Source organism: Acidovorax sp., from assembly GCF_034519795.1.
Taxonomy (GTDB): Bacteria; Pseudomonadota; Gammaproteobacteria; order Burkholderiales; family Burkholderiaceae_C; genus Acidovorax.
Map to the genome: position 1 here is coordinate 16,720 of NZ_JAXHOB010000009.1, position 24,647 is coordinate 41,366.

Consider the following 24,647-nt stretch of genomic DNA (forward strand, 5'->3'; position numbering starts at 1 on the left):
GGATGATCCTGTTCTTTTACTCTTTGGGGATGAAGCCGGTGATTTCGAGGCCGTAACCGGCCATGCTGGGCATGCGGCGGGGCTGGCCCATGAGCTGCATCTTGTGCACGCCGCATTCGCGCAGGATCTGCGCGCCCACGCCGTAGGTGCGCAGGTCCATGCGGCCGCGCTCGGGCGCCTGGGCGGCGCGCGCCGTGCCTTCGAACTGTTCGAGCAGTTGCTCGGCGGTCTCGCCGCAATTGAGCAGCACGGCCACGCCCTTGCCCTGGGCGGCCAGGTACTGCAGGCTCGAATCGAGCCCCCAGGAGTGCATGGAGCGGTTCACTTCGAGCGCATCGAACACCGACAGCGGCTCGTGCACGCGCACGGGCACCACGTCGTCGGCGCCCCACTGGCCCTTGACCAGCGCCAGGTGCACTGCCTGGCTGGGCTTGTCGCGAAAGGCGTGCACGGTGAACTCGCCGGCGGCGGTCTGCAGCGTGCGCGTGCCGACCTTCTCGACCAGCGACTCGTTGCGGCTGCGGTATTCGATGAGGTCGGCGATGGTGCCGATCTTCAGGCCATGCTCGGCGGCGAAGAGCTGCAGGTCGGGCAGGCGGGCCATGGTGCCATCGTCCTTCATGATCTCGCAGATCACCGAGGCGGGGCTGCAGCCGGCCATCACGGCCAGGTCGCAGCCGGCTTCGGTGTGGCCGGCGCGCATCAGCACGCCGCCGTCCACCGCCTGCAGCGGGAAGATGTGGCCGGGCTGCACCAGGTCTTCGGCGCGTGCATTGGGTGCCACGGCGGCCTGCACGGTGCGCGAGCGGTCGGCGGCGGAGATGCCGGTGGTCACGCCCTCGGCCGCCTCGATGGAGACGGTGAACGCCGTGGCGTGCTTGGTGCCGTTGCGCGTGACCATGGGCGGCAGGCGCAGGCGCTCGCAGCGCTCGCGGCTCAATGTCAGGCAGATCAGGCCGCGGCCGAAGCGGGCCATGAAGTTGATGGCCTCGGGCGTCACGTGGTCGGCGGCCAGCACCAGGTCGCCTTCGTTTTCACGGTCTTCTTCATCCACCAGGATGACGATGCGGCCGGCGCGCATTTCGGCCACGATGTCCTCGACGGGCGAGATCGGCACGGGGGTGAGGGGAGAGTTCATGGAAGGCTTGGGCTTTCTGTGGGGACGTCCGGCGAGGGTGCGCAGCGCAGGTTCCCGTGGCCGGAGGTCGCCACACGGCACACACCTCCAAGAAACCGCCCAAAGAACATGCGATGCGGCGCTGCCGCACGTCTACGGGGCTTATTGCCCCGGAAGACTGGGATTTTAGTGCACCCGCGGGCTTGTGCGTGCGGATGGATGTGCGCCAGGTCAGATGGCGCTGCCCTGGAGCACCACGTCCGACTCGGGATACGCGACGCACGGCAATACACAACCTTCGGCCTTTTCCTCGGGCGACAGGCCGGGCCATTCGATGTCGTAGCGCACGCGGCCCTCCATCAACTGCCCGATGCAGGTGCGGCAGGTGCCGTTGCGGCAGGAGCTGGGCCAGTCGATGCCGCCCTGCTCGATGGAGACGAGCAGGGGCTGCTCGGGCCAGGCATCGCACTGGGCTCCATCGGGCTCGATGCGGGCGGTGAAGAAGGGGATGGCGGGCTGGGTCATGCGGTGTTGCGAGGGGCTGGGGTGCGTTGCCACACCAGGAGAAGGTTGTTGGCCGGCAGGGCGTGGCGCTCGGCCAGTTGCAGGCCGGCGGCTGCGGCTTCGCGCTCCACGTCGGCGCGGTGGCGGATGCCCCAGTCCGGGTTCTGGGCCCGCAGGGTGGCGTCGAAGCCCTGGTTGCCCGGTGAGGTGGGCACGCCGTCCTCGATGTAGGGCCCGTAGGTGACCAGCCGGCCACCGGGGGCCAGGTGGCGCGCCGCGCCCTGCATCAGCCCCGCGCAGCAGGCCCAGGGGGCGATGTGCAGCATGTTGGCGCAATACACCAGGTCAAAGGGCTGGGCGAAGGGGGCAGCGCCGTCGGGCCAGTTGCCGGCCAGCACATCCAGGCGCAGGGCGGGCCGCACGTTGGTGGCGCCGGCCTGCAGGGCCCAGCCGGCGATGGCGAAGAACAGCTCGTCCTTGAGGTCCGTGGGTTGCCAGGTCCAGCCGGGCAGGGCGGCGCCGAAGAAGGCGGCGTGCTGGCCCGTGCCGCTGGCGATCTCCAGCGCGCAGCCGGTGTCGGGCAGCAGGCCGCGCAGCAGGGCCAGGATGGGCGCCTGGTTGCGTTCGCAGGCCGGGCTGCAGGGGAGGGCGGGAGCGGTCATGGGTGTGGACAAAGTGCGGGGCGCGATGCTATCAAATTGAAAGCGCAGGGAGCTCTGCAGGGGCTTTGCCGGAGTGCCTCAATTTTCATCAATGCAGGGATATGCTTTGCAAATCAAGCACTTGGCGCGGCCATACAGGACTTGTCAAAAGTTATCCCCATGATTGTCCAGTGCGGGCAGGGATAACCGGGCACCATTTGCCTAAAAAACAGGCAGCGCATTCATTCCCTTTGTGAATCAATGACTTGGATCGCCCATACACGGCTTGCCAAAACTTATCCACATGATTGTCCAGCGCAGGCTGGGATAACCCCCGGTTTTAGGCAGACCGGCGCTGCCTCAAAAACAGGCGCTGCGTGGGTTTTCCTTGCAAATCAAGCACTTGCGTCGGCCATACAGGACTTGTCCTGGGTTATCCACACCATTGTCCAGTGCCCCCAGGGATAACCCGGAGGTGGTCGCCGTGGCAGGCTGCCCAAAAAATGGGCGCTGCAGTGGTTTCCTTTGTGAATCAATGGCTTGGCGATGCCATACAGCGCTTGTCAAGACTTATCCACATGATTGTGCAGCGTTGGCAGGGATAACTGCCACGCGCTTCAGGCCTCGATTTTCACGCCCTTCCAGAATGCCACGCGGCCGCGGATCTCGTCGGCTTCGGGCTTGGGGTCGGCATAGAACCAGGCGGCATCGGTGTTCATTTCGCCGTTGACCAGCAGCGAGAGGTAGCTGGCCTGGCCCTTCCAGGCGCACATGGTCTTGTGGTTGCTGAAGGTGACGTACTCGCGCTTGAGCGAGGCTTCGGGGAAGTAGTGGTTGCCTTCGACCACCACGGTGTCGTCGCTCTCGGCGATGGTCACGCCGTTCCAGGTTGCTTTCATGGGAAATCCTTGGGAGAGGGGGAAAGGGGCGCAAGTGCCCGGCGCCCTGGCAGGGTTGATGGCGCCAGCCGCGATTTTGCCTGCACCGGCAGTGCCTTGCACTGCCAGTCGCACGCGGTACCGCGTGGGTTGGCGATGTGGCTTAAAGTCGCTGCGGTTTCAGCTGCCTTTTCAAAACCACCACAGGAGAACATTGACCATGGGTATCGATTTCAAGGGCCGTGTGGCCATCGTCACGGGCGCCGGTGGCGGCCTGGGCCGCCAGCATGCACTGGCACTGGCGGCGCGCGGCGCCAAGGTGCTGGTCAATGACCTGGGCGGGGCGGTGGATGGCAAGGGTGGCTCGGTGGGCGCGGCGCAGGCCGTGGTGGACGAGATCACCGCCGCCGGCGGCGAGGCGATTGCCAATGGCGCCTCGGTCACCGACTATGCCGCCGTGCAGGCCATGGTGCAGCAGGCCATCGACACCTGGGGCCGGATCGACATCCTGGTGAACAACGCCGGCATCCTGCGCGACAAGTCGTTTTCCAAGATGGAGATGGACGACTTCCGCCTGGTGGTGGACGTGCACCTCATGGGCGCCGCGCACTGCTGCAAGGCCGTGTGGCCGCACATGGTGGCCCAGCAGTACGGCCGCATCGTGATGACCACGTCTTCCACCGGGCTGTACGGCAACTTCGGCCAGTCCAACTACGGCGCGGCCAAGCTGGCGCAGGTCGGGCTGATGCAGACGCTGTCCATCGAGGGTGCCAAGTACGGCATCCACGTCAACGCCCTGGCGCCCACGGCTGCCACGCGCATGACCGAGGGGCTGATGCCCCAGGAAGTGCTCGATGCCCTGAAACCCGAGGCCGTGGTGCCCGCCATGCTGGTGCTGGCCCATGAAAGCGCACCCACGCGCACCATCCTGTGCGCGGGCGCCGGCACCTTCGAGGCGGCGCACATCACGTTGACTCAGGGTATTCACCTAGGCATGGGTGCCGACACCCCCGAGCAACTGGCTGCACGCCTGTCGGAAGTGACCGAGCGCTCTGGCGAGCAAGTACCACAAAGCGGCGCAGCGCAGGGAACCAACGAGGTGAGCAAGGCCCTTGCGGCCAGGGTTTAAGGCAAGTCGATACGCACAACCGTGCGCCGTGCTAAGTTCCGGGCCGACACGAGATCGGTAATGAAGCTATGAGAACTTTGCAGGAACGACTGACCGCCTACCCCGCCGACGCCCTGGCGGGGATACGCCGCGGCATCGAGAAGGAGGGATTGCGCGTGCTGCCCAGCGGGGGGCTGGCCCTCACTCCGCACCCGGCGGCACTGGGCTCGGCGCTCACGCACCCGCTGATCACCACCGACTACAGCGAATCGCAGCTGGAGCTGATCACCGGCGCCCACAAGGGCGTGGACGATTGCCTGAGCGAGCTGGCCGAGGTGCACCAGTTCGTGCACCGCGCGCTGCACGCCCAGGGTGGCGAGCTGATGTGGGCATCGAGCATGCCCTGCGGTCTGCCCACGGACGAGACCATCCCCATCGGCCGCTACGGCAGCTCCAACGTGGGCCGCGCCAAGAGCGTCTACCGCATGGGCCTGGGCCACCGCTATGGCCGGCGCATGCAGACCATCTCGGGCATCCACTACAACTGGTCGCTGCCCGGTGTGGGCAGCGATGACTACTTCGCGCTGATCCGCAATTTCCGCCGCCACGCCTTCGTGCTGCTGTACCTGTTCGGTGCATCGCCCGCGCTGTGCCCCTGCTTCGTGCAGGGGCGCGAGCACCGGCTGCTGCCGCTGGGCGACAAGGCACAGGCCATGTACCTGCCGCACGCCACCTCGCTGCGCATGGGGCGCCTGGGCTACCAGAGCGATGCCCAGGCCACGCTGGCGGTGAGCTACAACGGCCTTGCGGGCTACGCCAACTCGCTGCACGAGGCATTGACCCGGCCCTACCCGGCGTATGAGGCCGTGGGTGTGCGCAACCCGGGCGGTGACTACAACCAGCTCGGTACCAGCCTGCTGCAGATCGAGAACGAGTTCTACGGCACCATCCGCCCCAAGCGCACGGTGCGCACGGGCGAACGCCCGCTGCATGCGCTGCGCGAGCGCGGGGTGGAGTATGTCGAGGTGCGGCTGATGGACCTTGATCCCTTCGTCACCGTGGGCATCACGGCGCAGACCATGCGCCTGCTGGACGTGTTTTTGCTGCACTGCCTGCTGTCCGACAGCCCGCCCGATACCCCCGACGAGATCGCCGAGCTGCAGCAGAACCAGCACCTCACGGCCGAGCGCGGCCGCGAGCCCGGTCTGGAACTGCGCCGCGCCGGCCAGGCCGTGCCGCTGACCACCTGGGGGGCCGAAGTGCTGGCCGAGTGCGAGCCGCTGGCCGCAGCGCTCGACGCCACGCACGGCACCACGGACTACAGCGAGGCCCTGCGCGACGCCCGGGCGCTGATGGAGGCGCCGGACCGCACGCCCTCGGCCCGCGTGCTGGCCAGCATCGTGCAGGACCACGAGAGCAATTTCGAGCGCTTTGCCTTCCAGCAATCGGCCAAGGCGCAGAACACGCTGTTGGCCCTGCCCTGGAGCGATGCGCAGCAGGCGCGCTACCTGGCGCTGGCCGGCGAGTCCATCGCCGCGCAGAAGGCCATTGAAGCCGCCGATACGCTGGCGTTCGAGCCCTGGCTCGCGCAGTACATGGCGGTGGAGGGCTTGGGCTGATCCAGGGGCGGCTGCGGATCAGTCCTGCAGCTTCTGCAGCGCCGCCTGCACCCACCCGAATCCCACGTGCTCCTGCTCCAGCCGCAGGTGGGCTTGCAGCCGGTTGTCGCGCAAGTCGTCGTACAGGGCTGCTTCGGCCTCTGTCAGGCGGGGCAGCGCGCGCTGGGTGGGCTGCTTTTCCCTGCCCCACAGCGGCGCATGGGCCTGCAAGGTGGCCTTGTCCATCAGAAATGACTGGGCATGGGGCCATTGGTGGCGCAGCTGGTCGAGTATGGCGAAGCCGTGGGTATCGATGTCGCCCCAGTAGTGCAGGGGGCAGTGGGCCAGCCATTGCGCCTGCCGCAGAACGTCAAAACCATACCCGGCGCCAAAAACCACCAGGCTGCGCGGGTGCGCAGGGAAGGCCAGGAAGTTGGTTTCGTTCTCGGTCATGAACACACGCGCGCCTGCCAGGGGCAATTGGGCGAAGGGCCCTGCGTCCAGGGTGACGTCCTGGCCCCAAGGCCCTGCAAGCAGAGTCGGGTCCAGCAGGCGCAGGCGAATGCGCAAGGGCTTTCGCAGCAGGCCGTAGCGTTCCTCGAACAGGCCGGCCCCCGAGGCACCCCGGTCGATGGCGTCCTCGGGCAGCGCCAGGTCGAGCAGATCGGCCAGCACCGCGCGGTGGGCTTCGACAAACTTGCTGTGCACGCCCGCCACATCGATCTGCCGTGCGTAGATGCCGGGGCGGGGGTGCTGTTGCAGCCACTGCACAACGTCCAGCAGGCGCTGCCAGTCGTGTGACAGCGCCAGCGCTTGCAGGGGGCGCTGTGCAAGCCATGGGAGCAACAAGGGCTGCTGCTGCCGGGTGGTTTCCACCAGGGCGTTGAAATGTGCCAGGTCGCGGCGTTTTCCCAGCCAGGCCATGGCCTCGTCCAGGCTATCCACCCAGATCTGGTCTGGAACTTCGTTGGTGCCGAAAAGGCGGTGGCGAAAGCTGCGCATCTCCACGCGGCAATGGGGCAGCGCCCTGATTTGCGCCACCCAGGCGCGCACGCTGGCAAACTGATCGGTGATGTCGCCCGAACTGGGGCCGCGCAGCGCCAGGCGGCGCGGGAAAAGCGGGGTGGGCTGCAAGGCGTCCGGCGCGGCGGGCACGACGCTGGCCAGCAGGTCGCCGCGGTCCCAGAGCCTTTGGAGCTGCGCCAGCAGATCGTCGGGGCGGCTCCAGTTCATTCACCCGCCTCCGGGCGGGAGGCCCGATATTCCTCGATGGACAGGTTGCGCAGTTGCGAGGACCGGCCGTCCGCGTTGTGCACGAAGCCCACGCTGGAGACGAAGGGCTCGATGGTGTGGATTTTCTGCAGCGGGGTGATCACCAGCAACTGCAGCTGCAACTGCGCGAACAGCTGCAGGCCGTACTGGGCGGATTCGTCCGAGCCCCGCCCGAAGGCCTCGTCGATCATGACGAAGTGGAACCGGGGCGAGCGCGCAGCGCCCCATTGCAGCCCGAACTGGTAGGCCAGGCTGGCCGCCAGGATGGTGTAGGCCAGCTTTTCCTTTTGCCCGCCGGATTTGCCGCCAGAGTCGGAGTAGTGCTCGTGCTCGCTGTCGTCCTCGCGCCAGCGCTCGCTGGCGGCAAAGACGAACCAGTTGCGCACGTCGGTGACCTTGGCGGACCAGCGCCGGTCCGCTTCGCCCGTACCCTCCCGCCCTCGCAGGCGTTCGATGATGCGCTGCACCTGCAGGAACTTGGCCTCCGAATACTGCGCATCGTCCGAGCCCGTGATGCCGCCTTCGGTGCAGGCGCGCAGGTCGTTGCGAAAATCGCGTATGTCCACGTCCGGCGCCGTCTGCGCCTCCAGGCGGATGGTGCGGCCGGGGTTGTAGTCGATCTGCGTGAGCGATGTGTTGATGCGGCCGATGCGGTCCAGAATTGTTCCCCGCTCCCTCTCCAGCATCGACAGGAACATGGCCACCTCATGGATGGTGTTCTCGTTGAGCAGGTTCTTGAACGTGGCCTCGAAGCGCGGCAGGTCATCGGCACGCAGGTTGTCCAGCATCGTGCGGTACTCGTGGCTGGCCTCGATGCTGGCGTCCACCTCCTGCGTTTCGAGGGGGTAGCTGTTCTTGTAGGCCGACATGTCGCGGATGATGCGTTCGCGCAGGCGCTTGAGCTGCAGATCCTCGGCATCGATCTTCTTTTGCAGCCAGTCGCGCAGGTCGCGCTCACGTGCGTCGCAGGACTCCAGTGTCAGGCGCTGGTCGAGCTGTGCCTGTGCGCGCAGCGCCTCCAGTTGCGTCGGCAGGTGCGCGTCGCCGGGCAGCGGGTGGTCCGCCTGCAAGGCCTGGGTCTGGCTGCGCAGGGCCTGGGCGTCGGAGCGCCGCTGCTCGGTCCTGGCGCGGGCATCGCGCTGGTGGTCCATGTCGGCCTCGATCCTTTTCAGCTCTTCGAGCACCGCATCACGTTGCTCTCCCAGATGCCGCAGCAGGTCGGAGGCCGCGCGCAGGGCCTGCTGCTCGTGCTGCAGCCTGGCGATGTCGGCCACCAGCGGCTGCCAGTCCAGATCACGAAAATCGGCATGCACATCCATTTGCGTGAGGTTGCGCATCTGCAGCTTCAGTGCCTGCTGCTCCAGCTGCCGCTGCGCAATGCGCTGGCCGACGTCGCCCAACTGGTTTTCGAGCTGCCGGGCCTGGGCCTGCAGCGCGCTGATCTTGCCCGTGTTCTCCCAGCCCAGCACGTAGCGGCTGCGGTCATCCAGGCGATGGCGGTCGTCCTTCTCATGGCGTTCGCCCCGGGACTTGATCTGCCCGGTGCGTGTCAGGGCGTGCGCTTCCCGGCGAAACTGTTCGGGCGTGGTGCAGCAGGCCACGTCGAACCGGTGTGCCAGCTCGCGCTCCAGCCAGTCGTAGAACGGCGTGTCGGGGTGGATCTGCAGCTTGTGGACCAGGGATTCGCGGTGCAATGCGGGCAGGTCGCCGCGCTGGCCCGCGCGGATGCGGTAGTACACCAGCCGCCCCTTGAGGTGGGTGGCATCGACCCATTCGGACACGGCAGCGTAATGGCTGTCCGAGACCAGCAGCGACATGCCGAAGCCGCCAAGCAGCCGCTCTGCCGCCCCTTCCCAGTCGCGCTCGGTATCGCGCACCTGCAGCAGCTCGCCTGCGAACGGCAGCGCCCGTGCTGGCAGGCCCAGGGCCTCGCACAGCTGGTGGCGCAACGCGATGTGGTGGGCCGGGATGTTGTTGCGCCGGGCCTTCAGGCTGGCGATCTCGCCGAGCAGTTGCCCGTGGGTGCGTCGCCCTTCGGCCATGGCGACTTCATCCTCGATCTGGCTGTTCTGCAGGGCTGCTTCCCGGTCCTGGGCCAGTTGCTGCATGCCGGCCAGGCTTTGCCGCTGTGCCAGAAAGTCGGCGGCGCTGCCCATGCTCAGCAGGCCCGCAGCGCGTGCCAGTTCGTTGTAGCTGTCGGCCTTGGCCTTGCGCCGTTGCGCCTGGTCCTCTTTGTCGGCGATCTCCTGGGCCAGTTGCTCCAGCCGGTCGCCGCCGTTGTCCGCCATGCTGCGGCGCAATTCGCCCTCCAGGGCCTGCTTGGCCGAGCGCTGGCCTTGCAGGCGCTGAACCCGCCCGTCATGGCTCTCCCACTCGTCATCGAGGTTGGCAATGCGCTCTTCCAGCAGCACCAGCTTTTGCTGGGCAAACCAGGGCTTGAGCGCATCGCGGCATTCCCGCAGGCCCTCGCTGTGTGCGGTCTGCGCATCGTGGCGTCCGCAATCGTCCACCAGGGGTGTGAGCAGTTCCACCTGCCTGTGCGCTTTGAGCACGGCGGCATGGGCGCGGCTCAGGTCATCGAAGTGGCCGATCAGTGCCGCAATGGGCGGTGCCATGTCGAATGGCTCCAGCATGTGGCTGCGCACGAACCCCGTCAGATTGCCCACGGACTTCATCGAGACGGTCTGGTGAAAAAGCTCCAGCGCCTGCTCGTTGTCGATGCCAAAGCGCCGGCGAAACCAGGCGCTGTAGGGCGGAAAGCTCTCGTGCAGCGTGGCGCCCCTGGCGCGCAGCTTCTTGCGCAAGGCGCCGATGTCGCTGCCAAAGTCGGAAAAATCGCTGGTGATGGACAGGGCGCTCTCGGCGCAGACGTAAAAGCGCGCCGGCTGGCCGTGCGGCTCCTTCATCCAGAACACCTGTGCCAGTGTCACCGTGTGCCCATAGGCGGCGTTGTGGAACACCCCGAGGATGACGGAATACGTGCCGGTGTCGCGCAGCGCGACCGGCTTGGCGCTGCCGCTGGCCTCGTTGCGCTCGGACTTGTAGTGGCCCAGCACGTAGGACCGCAAGGATCGCTCCTTGCCCTGCGCGCCAGCGGCCTTGTTGTAGGCGATGCGCTGCGCCGGGACCAGCAGCGTGGTGATGGCGTCCACCAGCGTCGACTTGCCGGAGCCGATGTCTCCGGTGAGCAAGGCGTTCTTGCCGCCGGGGTGCAGGCTCCAGACGTGGCCGTCGAAGGTGCCCCAGTTGAAGACCTCGAACCGCTGCAGCCGAACGCCTGGAGGCACGTCGCCGGCTTGCTCTGCGCTGTTCTGCGCGTGCAGGTCATTCATCGGCGGCCTCTGCCGTTTGCATGGGGGCGCTTGCCAGCTGCGCCTGGTAGGCGGCCAGGCGCTCGTCGAATTCACCCAGCCACTGCGCGTCCACGAAAGCCTTGAGGATGCGCCGCACTTCGTACATGGCGCTCTGGCCGCCGACGGGGCTTTTGTGGCGGCGCAGGAAGCCCAGTTCGACGACCTTGTTCAGGTGCGTGTCGATCTGGTCGATCAGGCGCGCTTCGTTGCTGTGCTGGGGCAGGAACACGCGCACCATCTCCACCAGCTCGTCGCGGGACAGAACCAGCCGGGTGTCCCCTCCCACGGCGTCGAACTCCAGCAGCTTCTTGCGCAGCAGCGCCAGCATGAGGCTGACCTGGAAGGTCAGCGGCCGGCGCGCCACCAGGCGGGGCACGGGGGCAGTGGGTTCTTCCGGCTCCGGGCGCGCCCGCAGGTAGGCAAAGCCCTCGGCCTCGTCGATGTGCAGCGCCAACCCCAGCACACCCACGTAATCGCGCACCCGCGCCTGCAGCCCCAGCAGGGCATGCCAGTAGTTGGCGTCGCCCTCCTGGTACATGACCCCCTTGAGCAGCGGGATCACCAGGGTGGAGAGGTCGTGCGTCGGCAGTGCGGGCGGGGCTTCTTCAGCGTCTTCTTGCATGCTTACCTTACAAAAATGACCCGTGGCAGGCGTGCGCGCTTGAGTCTGGGCGGGTCGCCAGAGGCAGGGCCAGGCGCGGCGCTCCAGGTGATGGTTTCGGTGCTGGTCTCATCCACGGCAGAGGCGAAGCTGCTGCTGGCCAGCTGCAGGTAGGCGATCAGTTCGGCCAGGCCGTGCTGCAGCGGGTGGGCCTGGCACAGGTCGCCCAAGGTGATCTGTCCCTGCCGCTGCAGGGCGCGGCGGATCTGCTGGGCGAGCTTCGCCTTGTCGATGACGATCTGCGAATACAGCGCGGCGTCGTCCATGTCGGCCTCCCCGGCCTGCAGTGCGATGCTGGCGATCAGTGTCTTGACGCCAGGGGCATGCAAGGGGCGTTCGAAGGGCAGGGCGATGTCGATGCCCGGGGTGTCCAGGTGCATCGCAGGGCCTTGCGGCGGTGCATCGCGCAACCGCAACGCATGCCCTTCGATGTTGCGCATCAGGTCCATGATGCGGCGATTTTCCAGCCAGGACTGGTCGTCCAGAAAGCGCCGCAGCTGCTGCGAAAGCAGGGCCACGGTGCGCTGGGTGTGCTCGCCGGCTTCCATCCAGTCGTGGTGCACACGGCGCACCCGCATGTCGGGCTGCATGGCCGCCACGGCCTCCAGCTGCAAGACCTGCTCCAGCATCGCCGACAGCTCCTGCTGGCGCTGGCTGGACATCAGAAAATCCCAGAAGGCCCGGAAACTGCGGCCCTGGTCGGAGTCGGCAATGGCGTCGCGCTCACCCAGAATGTCCTCCAGCAGCGCGCCCCGAGAGCCCCGCCAGAGGGTGATGCGCTCGCGCACCGTGCGGTCCAGCAGGCGAAAGTTCTGCTCCACCTCGCGAAAGTCCGCGAGCAGCTCGCGTGACAACTGCGTGAACTGGGCAAACCGCTCCTTGACGGCCGTGTCGCCCAGCACCGGCAGGTTGCCGGACAGCACCCGGGATATTTCCGCATCGATTGCATCGCGCTGGCGCTGCAGATCCAGCAGGCGCAGGTTCACATCGGTTTGCGTGCCGGTACTGATCTGGCGCAGCAGCTCGAACAGGGTGAGCAGCCGCGATTCCGTGCCCACAAAGCTGCGTTCGGTCAGCGTACCCAGCCAGGCAATGGCTTTCTCGCTGGCCGGCGTCATGTCGAACACCGGGGCGTCCGAGCCCACGCGGTAGAACTTGCGCAGCCAGCCCTTGTCCACGCCGGCCCAGTCGTTCAGGTACTCCATCGCTGTTCTGGGAAATGCCTGCTCCCCCAGCTGCTCGCGCAGCAGGTACAGGTCGTCTTCGAGCGCTTCGCACAGGTCCGCCTGGGCGATGGTGCGCACATTGGGGGTGATGAAGACCCGGTGCAGGAAGCTGGCCACCAGTGCCACGTGGTCTGACCGCAGCAGCCGCCAGGCCGGGTGGTTTTGCAGCAGCTGGTCTAGCTTGGCATGGTCCAGGGACATGGGGGGGGAGATTGGCCAGGCGGTGGGGCGGGGTGGGAGGGGGCGGGCGACTTTTTCAGCCGCGCCTGCCATCTTAGGGTACGGCCGGGGTGTCTTCTTTGTTGCCTCCTTCGTCTGGGGGTTGGGTGCTTGCCTCTTTTGAGTGGTCCGGTGTGTCTGGGTGTTGGTTTACGGCTTGGCTTTCGTGGTTGCTGCGTGCTGTGGTTGAGGGCGGAGGCCGGGTCTCGGCCCGGCGGCCGAGGTACTTGTTCTTTGCTTCGCCAAAGAAAAGTACCCCAAAGAAAGGCGACCCCGCTGCCCGTGTCCCCCTCGCCCGTGGCGAGGGGGCAGCCTGCGATGCTCGGTCCTGGGGTGTGCCGCAGAACTCGCTGCGTTCTTCGAACTCCGCTCAAACAGCTGCGGCAAGCCAGACAACGATGCGCGTGTCCTTCGGCACGCGCTCACCCCAGGCCCTGCGCTTCTCGGCACGGTCAGAAGGGGGTGGGAGCGGGCTCCACTCGGGCCATTGCTTCGCTCGGCCCGCTGCGCCTTCGCTGCGCTCGGCCTGGGCAGAGCGATCACGCCCAACCCGTCGGCAGCGCGCGCCGCGCGCGTCCCCGACCCCAGGCGCAGCTGCGCAGCAGCAGCCGTGTTTGACCCCGCTCCCCACCCCTTCTGGCTGCGCCGAGAAGCGCAGGAGCTGGGGTGGGCGTGTGTGCCGAAGGACACACACGCTTCGTGAACTGACTTGCCGCAGCTGTTTGAGCGGAGTTCGAAGAACGCAGCGAGTTCTGCGGCACCACCCCAGCTCCGAGCATCGCAGGTTGCCCCCGTTCGCCCGACAGGGCGTGCGGGGGACGCAGACTGGGGGTCGCCTTTTCTTGGCCCACCTTCTTTTGGCGACGCAAAAGAAGGTGGGTGCGCCGCCGGGCGCACACCCCGGCTCCCGCACTCAATCAAGGCATGCGTCAACCACGAAGACCAAGCCTCCGATCCACACTTGGGCCGCCGGGACGAGAGGCCCGCCCTCAAACCAACTGCAGCAGCGCCTCCTCGCGCCAGTAATCGGCCGCATCCAGAAACCCCTCCCACACACACCCATTGCACCCCCGCCCACAGCAGCTCGTAGGCTCGGGCGGTGGCGCGCGCAAGGTGATGCCTGCGGCGACGGCCCGCTGCTGCAACTGTGCGAACATCGCCTGGGCCGACGCAGCGTCGGTCGCGCGGGCGGGCACGCCGCTGGTGGCGGTGGTGCCGCTCACGGCTTGCGCTTGGCCCTGCGCTGCAGGTAGTTCACGATGAAGCCGCCGCCCAGCACCAGCGCGAACCAGCCCACCAGCGTGGCCTGGGCCATGAGGTCGCGCACGCTGCCCGAACGCGCCACATAGGGCGCCAGCAGGATCACCAGGCCGATGAGGGCGCAGGTGACGCCCTTGAACAGCATCTCCTTGTCGGCCTTGGCCTGGGTGGAGGTGCGTGGGGTGTTGTTGGTTGGCATGGAAATGAGGGCAAAAGCGGGCGCCGAAAAACCGCGCGGAAAGCGTTGGGGCCAACCGCGATTATCCTTCCCACCCTGATTCCCGCTCCGCACGCTCAAGAAAGTACCCCCCGCATGGCCATCCAGTGGTTCCCCGGTCACATGCACCTGACCAAGAAAGCCATCACCGAACGTGTCAAGGACATCGACGTGGTGATCGAGGTGCTGGACGCGCGCCTGCCCGGCTCCAGCGCCAACCCGCTGCTGGTGGAGCTCACGGGGCACAAGCCCACGCTCAAGGTGCTCAACAAGCAGGACGTGGCCGACCCCGCGCGCACGGCGCTGTGGCTCGACTGGTACAACGCCCAGCTCAGCACGGGCGCCGTGGCGCTCGATGCGTCGGAGGCAGCGCCCGCGCGCAAGCTCATCGACGGCTGCCACCGGCTGGCGCCCAACCGGGGCGGCATGGCCAAGCCCATGCGCGTGCTGATCTGCGGCGTGCCCAACGTGGGCAAGTCCACGCTGATCAACACCCTGACCAACAAGCGCCAGGCCAAGACCGGCGACGAGGCCGGCATCACCAAGATCGAGCAGCGCATCACGCTGGCCGACGACTTCTACCTGTGGGACACGCCCGGCATGCTGTGGCCGCGCATCATCATTCCCGAAAGCGGCTACAACCTGGCCGCCAGCGGCGCCGTGGGGCGCAATGCCTACGACGAGGAACTGGTGGCGCTGGAGCTGCTGCGCCGCCTGCAGCAGCACTACGCACCGCTGCTGGAGGCGCGCTACAAGCTCGGCCTGCCCGCGGGCGCCATGGCCACCATGCACGATGAGGAGCTGCTCGAAGCCATCGGTCGCAAGCGCGGCGCCATGCTGGGCGGCGGCCGGGTGAACCTGCAAAAGACGGCCGAGATCGTGATGACCGACTTCCGCACCGCCATCCTGGGGCGCATCACGCTGGAGACGCCCGACGAGTTCGAGGCCTGGCGCGCCGTCGGCCTGGCCGAGGACGCCAAGCGCCAGGCCAAGAAGGATGCGCGCGCCAAGTCCAAAGGCAAGGGCTCGGGCGTGCGCGAGCCGGCACCTGGCAGCGACAGCGGCGACGGCGCCGGGCCGCCACCGCCCGCCGATTGACGGGCGGTGGCGCTGGCTGCCCGGCCGGTGGCAATTGAGGACTCGATAGGCGCGGGTTATCGCGTTACCATGGCCTATCACCGGTTGCCACCGCTACCACCATGCGCGCTGTTGCCCACCTGTTGCCCTCTGATCGAGACGACTCCACCACGCAGCAGCTGGTGCGCGCCGGCTCGTGGGTGGTTGCGGTCACCGGGACCCTGATCGCCGCGCTGCTGCTGCTGGACAGCCCCCTGTCCTGGACGCACGTGTTGCTCAACCTGGGCGCGGGTGCCATGGGGGCGCTGGCCGTGGTGCTGGGCCACATGGGGCGCTGGCACCAGGCGGCGCTGGTGCTGGTCTGGGGGGTGTGGGGCGTGGTGGCGCTGGTGGCGGCCACCAATGGCGGCCTGCGCGGGCCCAACCTGCTCAATTTTCCGGTGCTGATCGTGTTTGCCGGCTGGATCCTGGGCGCACGCGCCACGCTGTGGCTCACCGGCTGCACGGGCGTGCTGCTGCTGTTCTTCCTCTGGGCCGACCTGCGCGGCTGGCTGCCGGACGCGCGCTACGGCAACCGCCTGGCCTACCTGGCCTACCTCACCGGCATCCTGGCCGTGACGGCCGCAGCCACGCTGCTGTCGCGGCGCAGCTACCTGCGCCGCGTGCAGGAGGCGCAGCACACCGCGTCGAGCCTGGCCGCCAGCGAGGCCGAGCTGCGCAAGCTGCTGCGCGCCGTGGAGCAAAGCCCCGAGAGCATTGCCATCACCGACCTGACCGGGCGCATCGAGTACGTCAACGCCGCCTTCCTGGCCCGCACGGGCTATGCACGCGACGAGGTGCTGGGCCAGCCCTCGGCCCTGGTGTCGAGCAACGGCATGGCCGCGGCCCAGCGCCTGGGCCTGCGCGATACCTTGGCGCGCGGCGAGAACTGGGCGGGCGAGCAGGTCAACCGCCGCAAGGACGGCGCGGAGATCATCGAGGCCGTGGTGGTGGCCCCCATCCGCCAGACCGACGGGCACATCAGCCACTACGTGGAGCTCAAGCAGGACATCACCGAGCGCAAGCGCGCGGCCGAGGAGATCCACCGCCTGGCGCATTTCGACGCCCTGACCAGCCTGCCCAACCGCCGGATGCTGGTGGACCGGCTGGCCACCCTGCAGTGGCGCACGGGCCGAGCCCCTGGCGCACCGGGGGCGCTGCACGCATTGGTGCTGCTGGACCTGGACCGTTTCACCACCTTCAACGACGCGCGCGGCAGCGAAATGGGCGACCGCCTGCTGTGCGCCGTGGCGCTGCGCCTGTCGGAGCTGCTGCCCGAGCAGGGCCTGCTGGTGCGCGTGGCCGGCGATGAGTTCGCCATCGTGCTGCACGACCTGGCGACCCAGGCTCCGCAGGCCAGCCGCCGCGCGCTGGCCTTTGCCGAGCAGGTGCAGGCGCAACTGCTGCAGCCGCTGCGCCTGGAGGGCTATGCCGACGAGGCGCAGCTCGGTGCCAGCGTCGGCATCACCCTGTACCCGCAGAGCCCGGCCGATTCGCCGCAGGAGGCGCTGCGCCGCGCGGGCACCGCGCTGCACCGGGCCAAGCAGGCAGGGGGTGGGCGCTCGGCCTTCTTCGAGGAGGGCATGGGCGAGGCGGTGGAGCAGCGCTTTTTGGTGGAGCGCACGCTGCGCCAGGCGATCGCGGGCGACGAGCTGCGGCTGTTTTTGCAGTCGCAGGTGGATGCGCAGGGCCAGCTCACGGGGGCCGAGGTGCTGGTGCGCTGGCAGCATCCGCGCGACGGGCTGCTGGCGCCCGGCGCCTTCATCCCCATTGCCGAAGAGTCCGACCTGATCGTGAGCCTGGGCACTTGGGTGCTGGCGCATTCGCTGGCACTGCTGGCCCTTCCGGCCATGCGCGAGCGGGGCCTGCGCCTGTCGGTCAACCTCAGCGCGCGCCAGTTCCGCCAGGCAGGGTTCATCCCCCAGCTGCGTTCGCTGCTGGCCGCCTCGGGGGCCGATCCGTCCCTGCTCACGCTGGAGGTCACCGAGGGCCTGGTGATCGACGATTTCGACGATGCCGTGGCCAAGATCCGCGAGCTGGCTGCGCTGGGCGTGGAGTTCTCGCTCGACGACTTCGGCACGGGCTACTCGTCGCTGGCCTACCTCAAGCGCCTGCCGATCCGCGAGATCAAGATCGACCGCAGCTTCGTGCACGAGGCGCCCACCAACGCCGACGATGGGGTGCTGGTCGAGGGCATCCTGTCGGTGGCCAGCCACTTCGGGCTGCGCGTGGTGGCCGAAGGGGTGGAGACGCGTGCCCAGGCCGACTTCCTGCGCCAGCGCGCGCCCGGCATCTTCTACCAGGGCTACCTGTTCGGCCGGCCCGAGCCGCAGGAGGACTGGCTGGCCAGGCTGGCTCCGGGGCCCCTCATCTGACTCAAAAAAAGAAGGCCCCCGCTGCCTGGGACAGCGGGGGCCTTCCTTCGGTACGGCAACGGGAGTCGCCGGACTTTCTTACTTGTTCTTGTCCTTGCCGCGTGGCAGCACGGCCGTCACGGGCGGCATGGGGCGGTCGGAGCCGTGGGATTCCTTGGGAATCGACGTGTCCTTCTTGGGCTTTTTCGCCATCTTGTTGCTGCGCTGTTCACCTTTGGCCATGGGTCCTCCTGTGTGGGTCTCCGGATGGGACCGCTGCGCAGCATGGTACGCCACAACCAGGGTGCCCGGGATGACGGGGGCAGGCTCTTTTTCGGGCCTGCGGGCCGCAGGAAGGTGTCACCCCCGCGCCGCTGCGACCACGGCCGTGGCCTCCACCTCGACCAGCATGCCGTCGAGCGCCAGGCGTGGCACGGGGATCAGGGTGCAGCCGGGCGTGGGCGCATCGCCCCAGACGCGGCGCGCGGCCTCGGTCCACAGGGCCAGGCGGGCCTCGGTGTGGTCCACGACCAGCAGCGTGAGCCGCACCACGTCATGCACGCTGGCGCCCGCCGCCTCCAGCACCGTGCGCATGTTGGCCAGTGCCTGCGCGAGCTGCTCGGCAAAGTCGGGCGACAGCTCGCCCGCCAGGTTCTCGCCGCCCTGGCCCGAGGCATAGACCGTGCGGCCCGCCAGGGGCGCCACCACCACATGCGTATAGCCGTTGGGTGCCGGGTCGTACACGCCCTCGGGGTTGATGTGGGCGAGCGTGGCGGTGTGGGCGGGGGACAGGCGCGAAGCGATCTGCGACATGGGTGTGGTCCTGAAAATCGTGGAAGAGGCTGGTAGTATTCAACCTCAAGTTAAGTTGAGGTCAACGGGCAATTTCAGGAGCAGGGTCATGAAGCAGCAGGGCGACGCACAGGGCGATTCCATGGCAGAGCTGGCCGCCGATCTGTCGGTGGGCGAGGTGGCGCGGCGCAGCGGGCTGGCGGTGTCGGCCCTGCATTTCTACGAAACCCGTGGCCTGATCGCCAGCGTGCGCAGCGCGGGCAACCAGCGGCGCTACCCGCGCTCGGTGCTGCGCCGGGTGGCGGTGATCAAGGTGGCCCAGCGCATGGGCGTGCCGCTGGCGGCCATTGCAGAGGCGCTGCAGGCCCTGCCCGCGGGCCGCACGCCCACGGTGGCCGACTGGCGCCGGCTTTCGGAGCGCTGGCGCGAGGACCTCGACGAGCGCATCCGCACGCTCACGTCGCTGCGCGACCAGCTCGATGGCTGCATCGGCTGCGGCTGCCTGTCGCTCAAGGTCTGCCCGCTGCGCAATGCGCAGGATGCGCTGGCCCAGGAAGGCCCCGGTCCGCATTTCTGATCGGTGCGTGCGCAGCGTTGCCGCTTACCAGCGCAGCGGTGCGTTCTCGTTGTTCCAGAAAATCCAGCGGCTCACCTCCGCATAGGGCGAGGTGCCGATGGAGTAGGGGTCCAGCCCCGTCTCCGTGCGCTGCAGCACGGCCAGGTAGCCGCCATAGCTGCCCACCAGCAGCGTGCTCCCGTCCCCCGATGCCTCGATGGCGCTGATGCTGCTGCCCACATGGTGGCGCCACAGCGTGTGGCCTTCATCGTCCATGGCGTACACATAGCCGCTGGCGTCGCCCAGGACCACCATGCCGGGCAGGGTGGCCGAGGCGTACACGCGCCACTGCGCATTGACCACCGTGCCCTCGGTGTCGCCCACCGCATCCACGGGCGTGGCGATGGTGATGCCGTTGTACAGGTGGCAGGAGTTGAACCACAGCCGCGCGCCATCGTGCGAGAAGCGGGCGTGGTGCGGGTATGAGGACTGGGTGTCGAGCGTGCGCAGCGGCCGGCCATCCTGCGCGCCGAGCAGGATGTGGGCGCTGTCCTGGTCGCCCACGGCGATGAAGCGCTCGTCGGGCGACAGGGCCATGTGCAGCATGTCCATGGCCAGCAGGCTGCCCAGGGGCTCGCCGTCGGCCGCGTCCTGGTGGTTCTTGGGCCAGGTGTAGGGGCCGCCATCGTCCTCGTCGCCGTCGCCCTCGTCGAACTCCTGCGGGTGAAGGCGCTGCACGCCCTGCGCCACGCTGACCAGGTACACCCCGGTGGGGTTGCGCAGCAGCACGCGCTGGCCGTCGTTGAAGGGAATGATCTCGTCGCAGCGCTGGCCCAATGATCCTGCCACCAGTCCCATGGACTCGGGGATGCCCTCGTTGCCGCGTGGCAGCGGCAGTTGCGCGATCTGCGCGCCGCCAAAGCCCCGGTGCGTGGTGATGTGCGTGCCATCGCTCTGCGCAAAGCAGCCGCCATCGGCCGAGCGCCCCAGGCCCTTGAGGGCCGGCAGCCGGGTCAGCGCGGCGCCCTCGATCTGCACCCAGTGCACCGACTTGCTGTAGCTGGGGCCGATGCGCGCGAGGATGCGGCCGTCCGCCAGCAGGAAGACCGGGCCGATGAACTGGCCGGCCTTGGACGCCGTGCGCACGTAGGCATCGGGGGCAAAGGCAAAGCGCTGGCGAAAGCGCTCGGCCAGCAACGCATCGGCATGCCGGTTCACCACGCGGGCCAGTTGCAGCACGGTGGGCGCGCTGGCCTTGCGCGGGTCGTCCGGCAGGTCGGCCTCGGGCGGGTCTTCATCCTCGTCACCTTCGTCCACTTCGTCTTCTTCGTCCTTTTCGTCCGCACGGGCGGTCATCGCGAACTGGTGCGCGCGGATCGCGGCCACATAGGCTTCGCCGTCGGCCTGCCATTGCCCGGAAAGCAGCATCAGCTCGGCCGGGAACACGGCCGCGTCCGGCAGGTCGTGCGCCAGCGGTGGCGTGGCCAGCAACTGCACGGCGGCCTCGATGCGGCGCTGTTCGGCCTGGTGCGCCTGCTGCTGCTCGTGCGTGCCCTGGATCCTGGCCTCCACCTGGGCGTACAGGCGCAGCAGCCGCGCGATGTGGTCCACCGCACCGCGCGGCAGCGTGGTCCGGGCCTCGCTCTGCCGCTGGGTGTACTTGAACTCCACCACTGGCGGGCCTGCGCGGGCTTCGTCGATGTCGAGCTGGTAGGCGCCGTAGGCGTCGTCCGGATCGTCGCCGGGCCGGGGTTCGCCGTTCTCCCAGCTGAGCTTGAGCGCGCGGCCGTAGGGCTCGCCCTCGTGCAGGCAGGGCTGGCGCGCACCCACCCACACGTCGCCATGCCACTCGCCGTTCTTGTCGCTGTCCCACCAGTCGTTGTACTCCTCGGTGAAGTAGGGCAGGCTGGTGAACTGCTCGATGCGCCGGGGCGTGAGCTCGGCCTGCAGCCGGTGGTAGAGCGGGTAGCCGGCGCGCGACTGGCCCACCGCACGGCGCACATAGTCGAGCACACCACGCCAGGCCCGGGTCGCGGCCGCCCGCGCCTCGGCCGGCGCCCCATCGTCCAGCACCTTCCAGCCGTCGGGCGTGCCCTCGGTGTAGCTGCGGTAGAGCAGCGTGGCCACCTCGGTGAACGGGATGGGCCGGCGCAGCACGGCAGCCGCCAGGCGTGCCAGCAGGCCGGTGCGCTGGGGCTCGTGCTCCACCGAAAGGTAGAAGTCCCAGGTCTTCCAGACGGTGATGAACACGTTGTCGTCGCGCTGGTCGCCATCGGCATCCACATGCCGGCGGCACAGCGAAAAATCGGTCTGGCCAAACCAGCCAGGCGCCTTCTTCTCCTTGTGCGTGACGATGGGTGAATTCACCACCGCCAGGATGTTGGCCACGCTGATGGCTTCGTCGGCGAAGAGGTCGCTGGCCAGCGGCATGTCGGCGGCGATCTCGGCGCTGGAGCGCAGGGGGCTCTCGCCAGTGCGCACGGCCTCTACCACGCGGTCACGGTCGAGCAAGGCGCCGATGCCGTCCGCACCGTCGTCGATGCCATCGAAGAACTCGGGCACAAACACCAGGCCTGCCACCTCGGCGGAAAACTCCGCCAGGCTGGGCACGCCGCGCGTCTCGTCGAGCAGAAACTCCACCTGCTCGCCGCCCGCCACCTGCACGTGGTACTCGTCGGTGAACAGTGCCACGCGCGCGGTGAGGCCGCCGTTCACCTGCAGGTCGCCATGGTTGTTGTGGCCCCAGAGCAGCTCGTCCACCGTGAGCGCACCTTGCACGTACAGCAGTTGCCCGCCGATCACCGCGTGCTGCACCTGCAGGCTGCCCAGCACTACCAGGTTCGCCGTGCCATCGGTGTCGCTGGCGCTCAGCGCGCCGTTGATGCGCAGGCTGCCTTCGACGAGGACCAGGCAGGGCGCGCGGCGCGGCAGGGGGGCGGCGTCGGGCTGGGCCTGCGCCAGCCGGTGCAGGCCGCCATCGGCCACGAGCGGTGTGTCCAGGTGCAGTTCGGGCCACTGCACGTCGCCAGTGATCCAGGCGGCGGTTTCACCGGCCAGTTCCTCGGGGTCGTCGCGCAGGCGCTTGGCGATCCGGCATTCGGCGGGGAGCAGGTGGGCCACATCGGCCAGGGGGGCAAAACGCAGGCTGGGCATGGTGCTTTCAGGGCGATGAACAGTCGGCGGGCATCGTACACCGCGTGCAAGCGCTGCGTTTTGGGTCGACAATGATGTGTTGTCTTATTAATTAAACGCTCCATCACAGCCATGAGTCAGAACCCGCCCCTGTTTGAAGTGCTGCCCCGCGACCTGTCCGCCTACCGCCAGGGCAACGTCGGCATCGACTACGTGCACCGCTTCGAATCGGGCAAGCCCGGCCCCCATGTGCTGGTCAACGCGCTCACGCACGGCAACGAGATCTGCGGCATGGTCGCGGCCACGCACCTGCTCGACAGCGGCGTGCGCCCGCTCATCGGCACGCTGACCATCAGCTTCGCCAACGTCGCGGCGTATGAGTCGTTCGACGAGTCGCGCCCGTTCGAGAGCCGCCAGCTGGTGCACAACCTCAACCGCGTCTGGTCGGCGGCCGAGCTCGATGGCAGCGACGACAGCCCCGAGCTGCGCCGCGCGCGCGAACTGCGCCCCGTGGTGGCTGCGGCCGACCACATCCTCGACATCCACTCCACCAGCCAGGACGTGCCGCCCTTCTGGGTCTACCCGGCCTATGAGCGCAACTCGGCGGCGGCCCTGGCCATCGGCCTGCCGCCCGTACACATGGTCATGCCCAACGGCCTGGGCTCGGGCACGCCGCTGATCCAGCATGGCCGCCACGGCCACGCCTTGGGCGATGCCGGCGTGGCCATGGTGGTCGAATGCGGCCAGCACTTTTTGAAGTCGGCCGCCGACCTGGCCACCCTGGTCGCGCAGGACTTCATCGCCCACTTCGGCCTGACCGCACCGCGCGCCGACCGCGCCGCGCCCGGCCCACAGCGCCGCTTCGAGCTGCTGGAGACCTGCATGGTGCTCACGCCGGACTTCGCGTTCTCCCGGCCGCTGGAAGGCTTCGAGACCTTCGCCAAGGGCGAACTCATCGCCACCGACGGCACCGTGGAGATCCGCGCGCTGTGCGACGACTGCACGGTGATGATGCCCACGCGCGAACCCATCGTGGGGCGCGAGGCGGTGTACCTGACGCGGCCGATCTGAGTGAGGTGGTGCGGGTCTGTATCAGCCTCGCCTTCATACGCCGGCCTTCAGCCTGGCGGAGTGTGCTGCCGTGGTGCGGCAACTTCTGCGCCGTGCCCCAGTGCCCATTGAAGGGCCTTCGGCAAGCACACCCCCTGCAGATCAAATCGGTCCACGATAGTCTGCCGCGCCCGGTCCTTCAGTGCCGCCATGGCCAGCCGGTTCTCAATAGCATCTGCAACACGTGCGGCCAACGCAGTGGGGTCGAAGAAGTCAGTGAGCAGGCCATTGTGTCCATCGCGGATCACTTCGCGCACCGGTGCCGTGTCTGACGCCACCACCAGACAGCCCATGCTCATCGCCTCCAGAAGGGACCAGGAGAGTACGAATGGGTAGGTCAGGTACACGTGCACGGTCGAGACCTGCAGCAGTTGCTTGAGCGTATCGTGCGGCACCCTGCCCACGAAATGCACACGCCCCATGTCCATATCGGCCTTTACCTCATCTAGGAACACATTCTTCCAGGATGTTCCCTGCGGTGCCGCAGGGCCATAGCTGGCCCCGTCGCCACCCACGATCACCACCCGAGCCCTGGGTCGGGATTGAAGCAACTGCGGCAGTGCCCGCATGAAGGTGTGGTACCCCCGGTAGGGCTCCAGTTGCCTTGCCACAAAGGTGATGACTTCATCTTGCACACGCAAGGTGAGGCCCGTGCGTCCCAACTGAACCCAGGCGGCAGGGTTAGGGGCGAAGCGCCGTGTATCGATGCCATCATGAATCACGGAGATCTTGCTTTGCAGTTCCTGTGGGTGCTGGGCGCGCTGGAACTCGGTGGGCGAAACGGCGGAATCCGCATTCACCAGGGCCTGCATCAAATGCAGGTTGTTGATGGCGGATTTTTGCGCGCTGGCCAGCCCGGGCTGGCTGAATTCGGGGTCGAAACCCACGTCGCCGCCTGCTGTCCCGTAGAAGTATTCGGCATAGACCAGGAGCCTGGCATTCGGGAACACCGATTTGGCATGGAACGCCTCGCCCCAACCCGAATGGGCGATGACCACTTCGGGCGCAATGCCTTGCGACTTGAGCCGCTGCAAGGCTGCGGCCACCGCGTCCGCGCGCGCGAGCCGACCCTGCAGACCTTTGGTAAATGCACCCCATGGCGCATTTTCTTTCGGCTGCTCTCCGAACGGGTAGGTGCAGTAACGCACGCCGTGCAAGACGGACGTCTCATCGCGGGTGCCCAAGGCCAGGACCTCGTGGCCCAGTGCAGCCAGGGCGGGCGCAAGATGCACGAACTGGGCAGGGAAATTCTGGTGAATGAACAGAATTTTCATGGCGGGCAGCACCGCATCAAGACACGCTTACGCAACGAGCGGCAAGCCTTGAGGTCCCTCACTGCCTGCCGGGCTTGAGGCACAGGTCGGCCTCGCTGCTCATTTCTGTGTGAGAACGGGTAGTTACATGCGTAAAACGTGCCTTTTGGCAATTTCATTTACATAAAGTTGCAATACCATGCTGCCTTAACAAAATCCATTCGCCAAAGCCTCTGGATCCCGTTATCGCAGACATTCGGCAAGGACGGTCTGCCTTCTG

20 protein-coding genes are annotated in these 24,647 nt (G+C 67.7%); 6 read left to right on the forward strand and 14 right to left on the reverse strand.

The window, feature by feature from the left end:
• Positions 1–16 precede the first annotated feature (16 nt).
• The 4 genes from ribBA to U5N23_RS10605 form a co-directional block, all read right to left on the reverse strand.
• Positions 17–1,138: a bifunctional 3,4-dihydroxy-2-butanone-4-phosphate synthase/GTP cyclohydrolase II gene (gene ribBA / locus U5N23_RS10590; protein WP_322592778.1), complete on the reverse strand. Its 1,122-nt coding sequence runs from the start codon at positions 1,136–1,138 to the stop codon at positions 17–19.
• A 210-nt stretch (positions 1,139–1,348) separates the two neighbouring features.
• Entirely contained in the window at positions 1,349–1,642 is a 294-nt protein-coding gene (locus U5N23_RS10595) for a 2Fe-2S iron-sulfur cluster-binding protein (RefSeq protein ID WP_322592779.1), read from the reverse strand.
• Positions 1,639–2,283, reverse strand: a complete 645-nt coding sequence (locus U5N23_RS10600) for a DUF938 domain-containing protein (RefSeq protein WP_322592780.1) — start codon at positions 2,281–2,283, stop codon at positions 1,639–1,641. The genes U5N23_RS10595 and U5N23_RS10600 overlap by 4 nt, the downstream gene beginning before the upstream one ends.
• Positions 2,284–2,879: 596 nt before the next feature.
• Positions 2,880–3,161, reverse strand: coding sequence for a DUF427 domain-containing protein (locus U5N23_RS10605; RefSeq protein ID WP_007858480.1), 282 nt, complete (start codon positions 3,159–3,161; stop codon positions 2,880–2,882).
• A 199-nt stretch (positions 3,162–3,360) separates the two neighbouring features.
• Between U5N23_RS10605 and U5N23_RS10610 the strand changes: the two genes are divergently transcribed.
• Together U5N23_RS10610 and gshA are read left to right on the forward strand one after the other, a co-directional pair.
• The gene (locus U5N23_RS10610) at positions 3,361–4,269 is read left to right on the forward strand and encodes an SDR family NAD(P)-dependent oxidoreductase (RefSeq protein ID WP_322592781.1); all 909 of its coding nucleotides are present in this window, start codon (positions 3,361–3,363) and stop codon (positions 4,267–4,269) included.
• A 68-nt stretch (positions 4,270–4,337) separates the two neighbouring features.
• Entirely contained in the window at positions 4,338–5,867 is a 1,530-nt protein-coding gene (gshA, locus tag U5N23_RS10615) for a glutamate--cysteine ligase (RefSeq protein ID WP_322592782.1), read from the forward strand.
• Between the two features lie 18 nt (positions 5,868–5,885).
• Here the strand turns inward: gshA and U5N23_RS10620 are convergent, their stop codons facing one another.
• The 6 genes from U5N23_RS10620 to U5N23_RS10645 form a co-directional block, all read right to left on the reverse strand.
• On the reverse strand, positions 5,886–7,079 hold the full coding sequence (locus U5N23_RS10620) for a DUF3322 domain-containing protein (protein WP_322592783.1): 1,194 nt from the start codon (positions 7,077–7,079) through the stop codon (positions 5,886–5,888).
• Positions 7,076–10,450 (reverse strand): ATP-binding protein, encoded by a 3,375-nt coding sequence (locus U5N23_RS10625; RefSeq protein ID WP_322592784.1) that lies wholly within the window; start codon positions 10,448–10,450, stop codon positions 7,076–7,078. The genes U5N23_RS10620 and U5N23_RS10625 overlap by 4 nt, the downstream gene beginning before the upstream one ends.
• Positions 10,443–11,093, reverse strand: a complete 651-nt coding sequence (locus tag U5N23_RS10630) for a DUF4194 domain-containing protein (RefSeq protein WP_322592785.1) — start codon at positions 11,091–11,093, stop codon at positions 10,443–10,445. Before U5N23_RS10630 ends, U5N23_RS10625 begins: the two co-directional genes overlap by 8 nt.
• Positions 11,094–11,095: 2 nt before the next feature.
• Positions 11,096–12,559 (reverse strand): DUF3375 domain-containing protein, encoded by a 1,464-nt coding sequence (locus U5N23_RS10635; RefSeq protein ID WP_322592786.1) that lies wholly within the window; start codon positions 12,557–12,559, stop codon positions 11,096–11,098.
• 1,007 nt (positions 12,560–13,566) lie between these two features.
• Positions 13,567–13,734 carry an oxidoreductase-like domain-containing protein gene (locus tag U5N23_RS10640; protein ID WP_322593220.1) on the reverse strand — a complete coding sequence of 56 codons (168 nt, stop codon included), beginning with the start codon at positions 13,732–13,734 and terminating at the stop codon, positions 13,567–13,569.
• A gap of 62 nt (positions 13,735–13,796) precedes the next feature.
• On the reverse strand, positions 13,797–14,036 hold the full coding sequence (locus U5N23_RS10645) for a hypothetical protein (protein ID WP_322592787.1): 240 nt from the start codon (positions 14,034–14,036) through the stop codon (positions 13,797–13,799).
• A gap of 114 nt (positions 14,037–14,150) precedes the next feature.
• Between U5N23_RS10645 and ylqF the strand changes: the two genes are divergently transcribed.
• Complete coding sequence (gene ylqF / locus U5N23_RS10650; protein WP_322592788.1) at positions 14,151–15,152, forward strand: ribosome biogenesis GTPase YlqF; 1,002 nt, start codon at positions 14,151–14,153, stop codon at positions 15,150–15,152.
• A gap of 101 nt (positions 15,153–15,253) precedes the next feature.
• A complete protein-coding gene (locus U5N23_RS10655; protein ID WP_322592789.1) occupies positions 15,254–17,545 on the forward strand; it encodes a putative bifunctional diguanylate cyclase/phosphodiesterase in 2,292 nt (763 codons plus the stop codon).
• 78 nt (positions 17,546–17,623) lie between these two features.
• On the opposite strand, the gene U5N23_RS10660 is transcribed toward U5N23_RS10655, so the two are convergent.
• Together U5N23_RS10660 and U5N23_RS10665 are read right to left on the reverse strand one after the other, a co-directional pair.
• Positions 17,624–17,767 carry a hypothetical protein gene (locus tag U5N23_RS10660; protein ID WP_007855012.1) on the reverse strand — a complete coding sequence of 48 codons (144 nt, stop codon included), beginning with the start codon at positions 17,765–17,767 and terminating at the stop codon, positions 17,624–17,626.
• A 117-nt stretch (positions 17,768–17,884) separates the two neighbouring features.
• Entirely contained in the window at positions 17,885–18,337 is a 453-nt protein-coding gene (locus U5N23_RS10665) for a RidA family protein (RefSeq protein ID WP_322592790.1), read from the reverse strand.
• Positions 18,338–18,425: 88 nt separating this feature from the next.
• Here U5N23_RS10665 and soxR point away from each other — a divergent pair, with 88 nt between their 5' ends.
• Complete coding sequence (gene soxR, locus U5N23_RS10670) at positions 18,426–18,893, forward strand: redox-sensitive transcriptional activator SoxR (protein ID WP_322592791.1); 468 nt, start codon at positions 18,426–18,428, stop codon at positions 18,891–18,893.
• A gap of 24 nt (positions 18,894–18,917) precedes the next feature.
• On the opposite strand, the gene U5N23_RS10675 is transcribed toward soxR, so the two are convergent.
• The gene (locus U5N23_RS10675) at positions 18,918–22,025 is read right to left on the reverse strand and encodes a WD40 repeat domain-containing protein (protein WP_322592792.1); all 3,108 of its coding nucleotides are present in this window, start codon (positions 22,023–22,025) and stop codon (positions 18,918–18,920) included.
• A 111-nt stretch (positions 22,026–22,136) separates the two neighbouring features.
• On the opposite strand from U5N23_RS10675, the gene U5N23_RS10680 reads away from it, so the two are divergent.
• Positions 22,137–23,075: a succinylglutamate desuccinylase/aspartoacylase domain-containing protein gene (locus U5N23_RS10680; protein WP_322592793.1), complete on the forward strand. Its 939-nt coding sequence runs from the start codon at positions 22,137–22,139 to the stop codon at positions 23,073–23,075.
• Between the two features lie 47 nt (positions 23,076–23,122).
• Here the strand turns inward: U5N23_RS10680 and U5N23_RS10685 are convergent, their stop codons facing one another.
• Positions 23,123–24,388, reverse strand: coding sequence for a glycosyltransferase (locus U5N23_RS10685; RefSeq protein WP_322592794.1), 1,266 nt, complete (start codon positions 24,386–24,388; stop codon positions 23,123–23,125).
• Positions 24,389–24,647 lie beyond the last annotated feature (259 nt).

Bases quoted from the DNA above. Each gene is read 5' to 3' on its own strand.
- ribBA (WP_322592778.1), bottom strand. From the start codon at position 1,138: ATGAACTCTCCCCTCACCCCCGTGCCGATCTCGCCCGTCGAGGACATC.
- U5N23_RS10595 (WP_322592779.1), bottom strand. From the start codon at position 1,642: ATGACCCAGCCCGCCATCCCCTTCTTCACCGCCCGCATCGAGCCCGAT.
- U5N23_RS10600 (WP_322592780.1), bottom strand. From the start codon at position 2,283: ATGACCGCTCCCGCCCTCCCCTGCAGCCCGGCCTGCGAACGCAACCAG.
- U5N23_RS10605 (WP_007858480.1), bottom strand. From the start codon at position 3,161: ATGAAAGCAACCTGGAACGGCGTGACCATCGCCGAGAGCGACGACACC.
- U5N23_RS10610 (WP_322592781.1), top strand. From the start codon at position 3,361: ATGGGTATCGATTTCAAGGGCCGTGTGGCCATCGTCACGGGCGCCGGT.
- gshA (WP_322592782.1), top strand. From the start codon at position 4,338: ATGAGAACTTTGCAGGAACGACTGACCGCCTACCCCGCCGACGCCCTG.
- U5N23_RS10620 (WP_322592783.1), bottom strand. From the start codon at position 7,079: ATGAACTGGAGCCGCCCCGACGATCTGCTGGCGCAGCTCCAAAGGCTC.
- U5N23_RS10625 (WP_322592784.1), bottom strand. From the start codon at position 10,450: ATGAATGACCTGCACGCGCAGAACAGCGCAGAGCAAGCCGGCGACGTG.
- U5N23_RS10630 (WP_322592785.1), bottom strand. From the start codon at position 11,093: ATGCAAGAAGACGCTGAAGAAGCCCCGCCCGCACTGCCGACGCACGAC.
- U5N23_RS10635 (WP_322592786.1), bottom strand. From the start codon at position 12,559: ATGTCCCTGGACCATGCCAAGCTAGACCAGCTGCTGCAAAACCACCCG.
- U5N23_RS10640 (WP_322593220.1), bottom strand. From the start codon at position 13,734: ATGTTCGCACAGTTGCAGCAGCGGGCCGTCGCCGCAGGCATCACCTTG.
- U5N23_RS10645 (WP_322592787.1), bottom strand. From the start codon at position 14,036: ATGCCAACCAACAACACCCCACGCACCTCCACCCAGGCCAAGGCCGAC.
- ylqF (WP_322592788.1), top strand. From the start codon at position 14,151: ATGGCCATCCAGTGGTTCCCCGGTCACATGCACCTGACCAAGAAAGCC.
- U5N23_RS10655 (WP_322592789.1), top strand. From the start codon at position 15,254: ATGCGCGCTGTTGCCCACCTGTTGCCCTCTGATCGAGACGACTCCACC.
- U5N23_RS10660 (WP_007855012.1), bottom strand. From the start codon at position 17,767: ATGGCCAAAGGTGAACAGCGCAGCAACAAGATGGCGAAAAAGCCCAAG.
- U5N23_RS10665 (WP_322592790.1), bottom strand. From the start codon at position 18,337: ATGTCGCAGATCGCTTCGCGCCTGTCCCCCGCCCACACCGCCACGCTC.
- soxR (WP_322592791.1), top strand. From the start codon at position 18,426: ATGAAGCAGCAGGGCGACGCACAGGGCGATTCCATGGCAGAGCTGGCC.
- U5N23_RS10675 (WP_322592792.1), bottom strand. From the start codon at position 22,025: ATGCCCAGCCTGCGTTTTGCCCCCCTGGCCGATGTGGCCCACCTGCTC.
- U5N23_RS10680 (WP_322592793.1), top strand. From the start codon at position 22,137: ATGAGTCAGAACCCGCCCCTGTTTGAAGTGCTGCCCCGCGACCTGTCC.
- U5N23_RS10685 (WP_322592794.1), bottom strand. From the start codon at position 24,388: ATGAAAATTCTGTTCATTCACCAGAATTTCCCTGCCCAGTTCGTGCAT.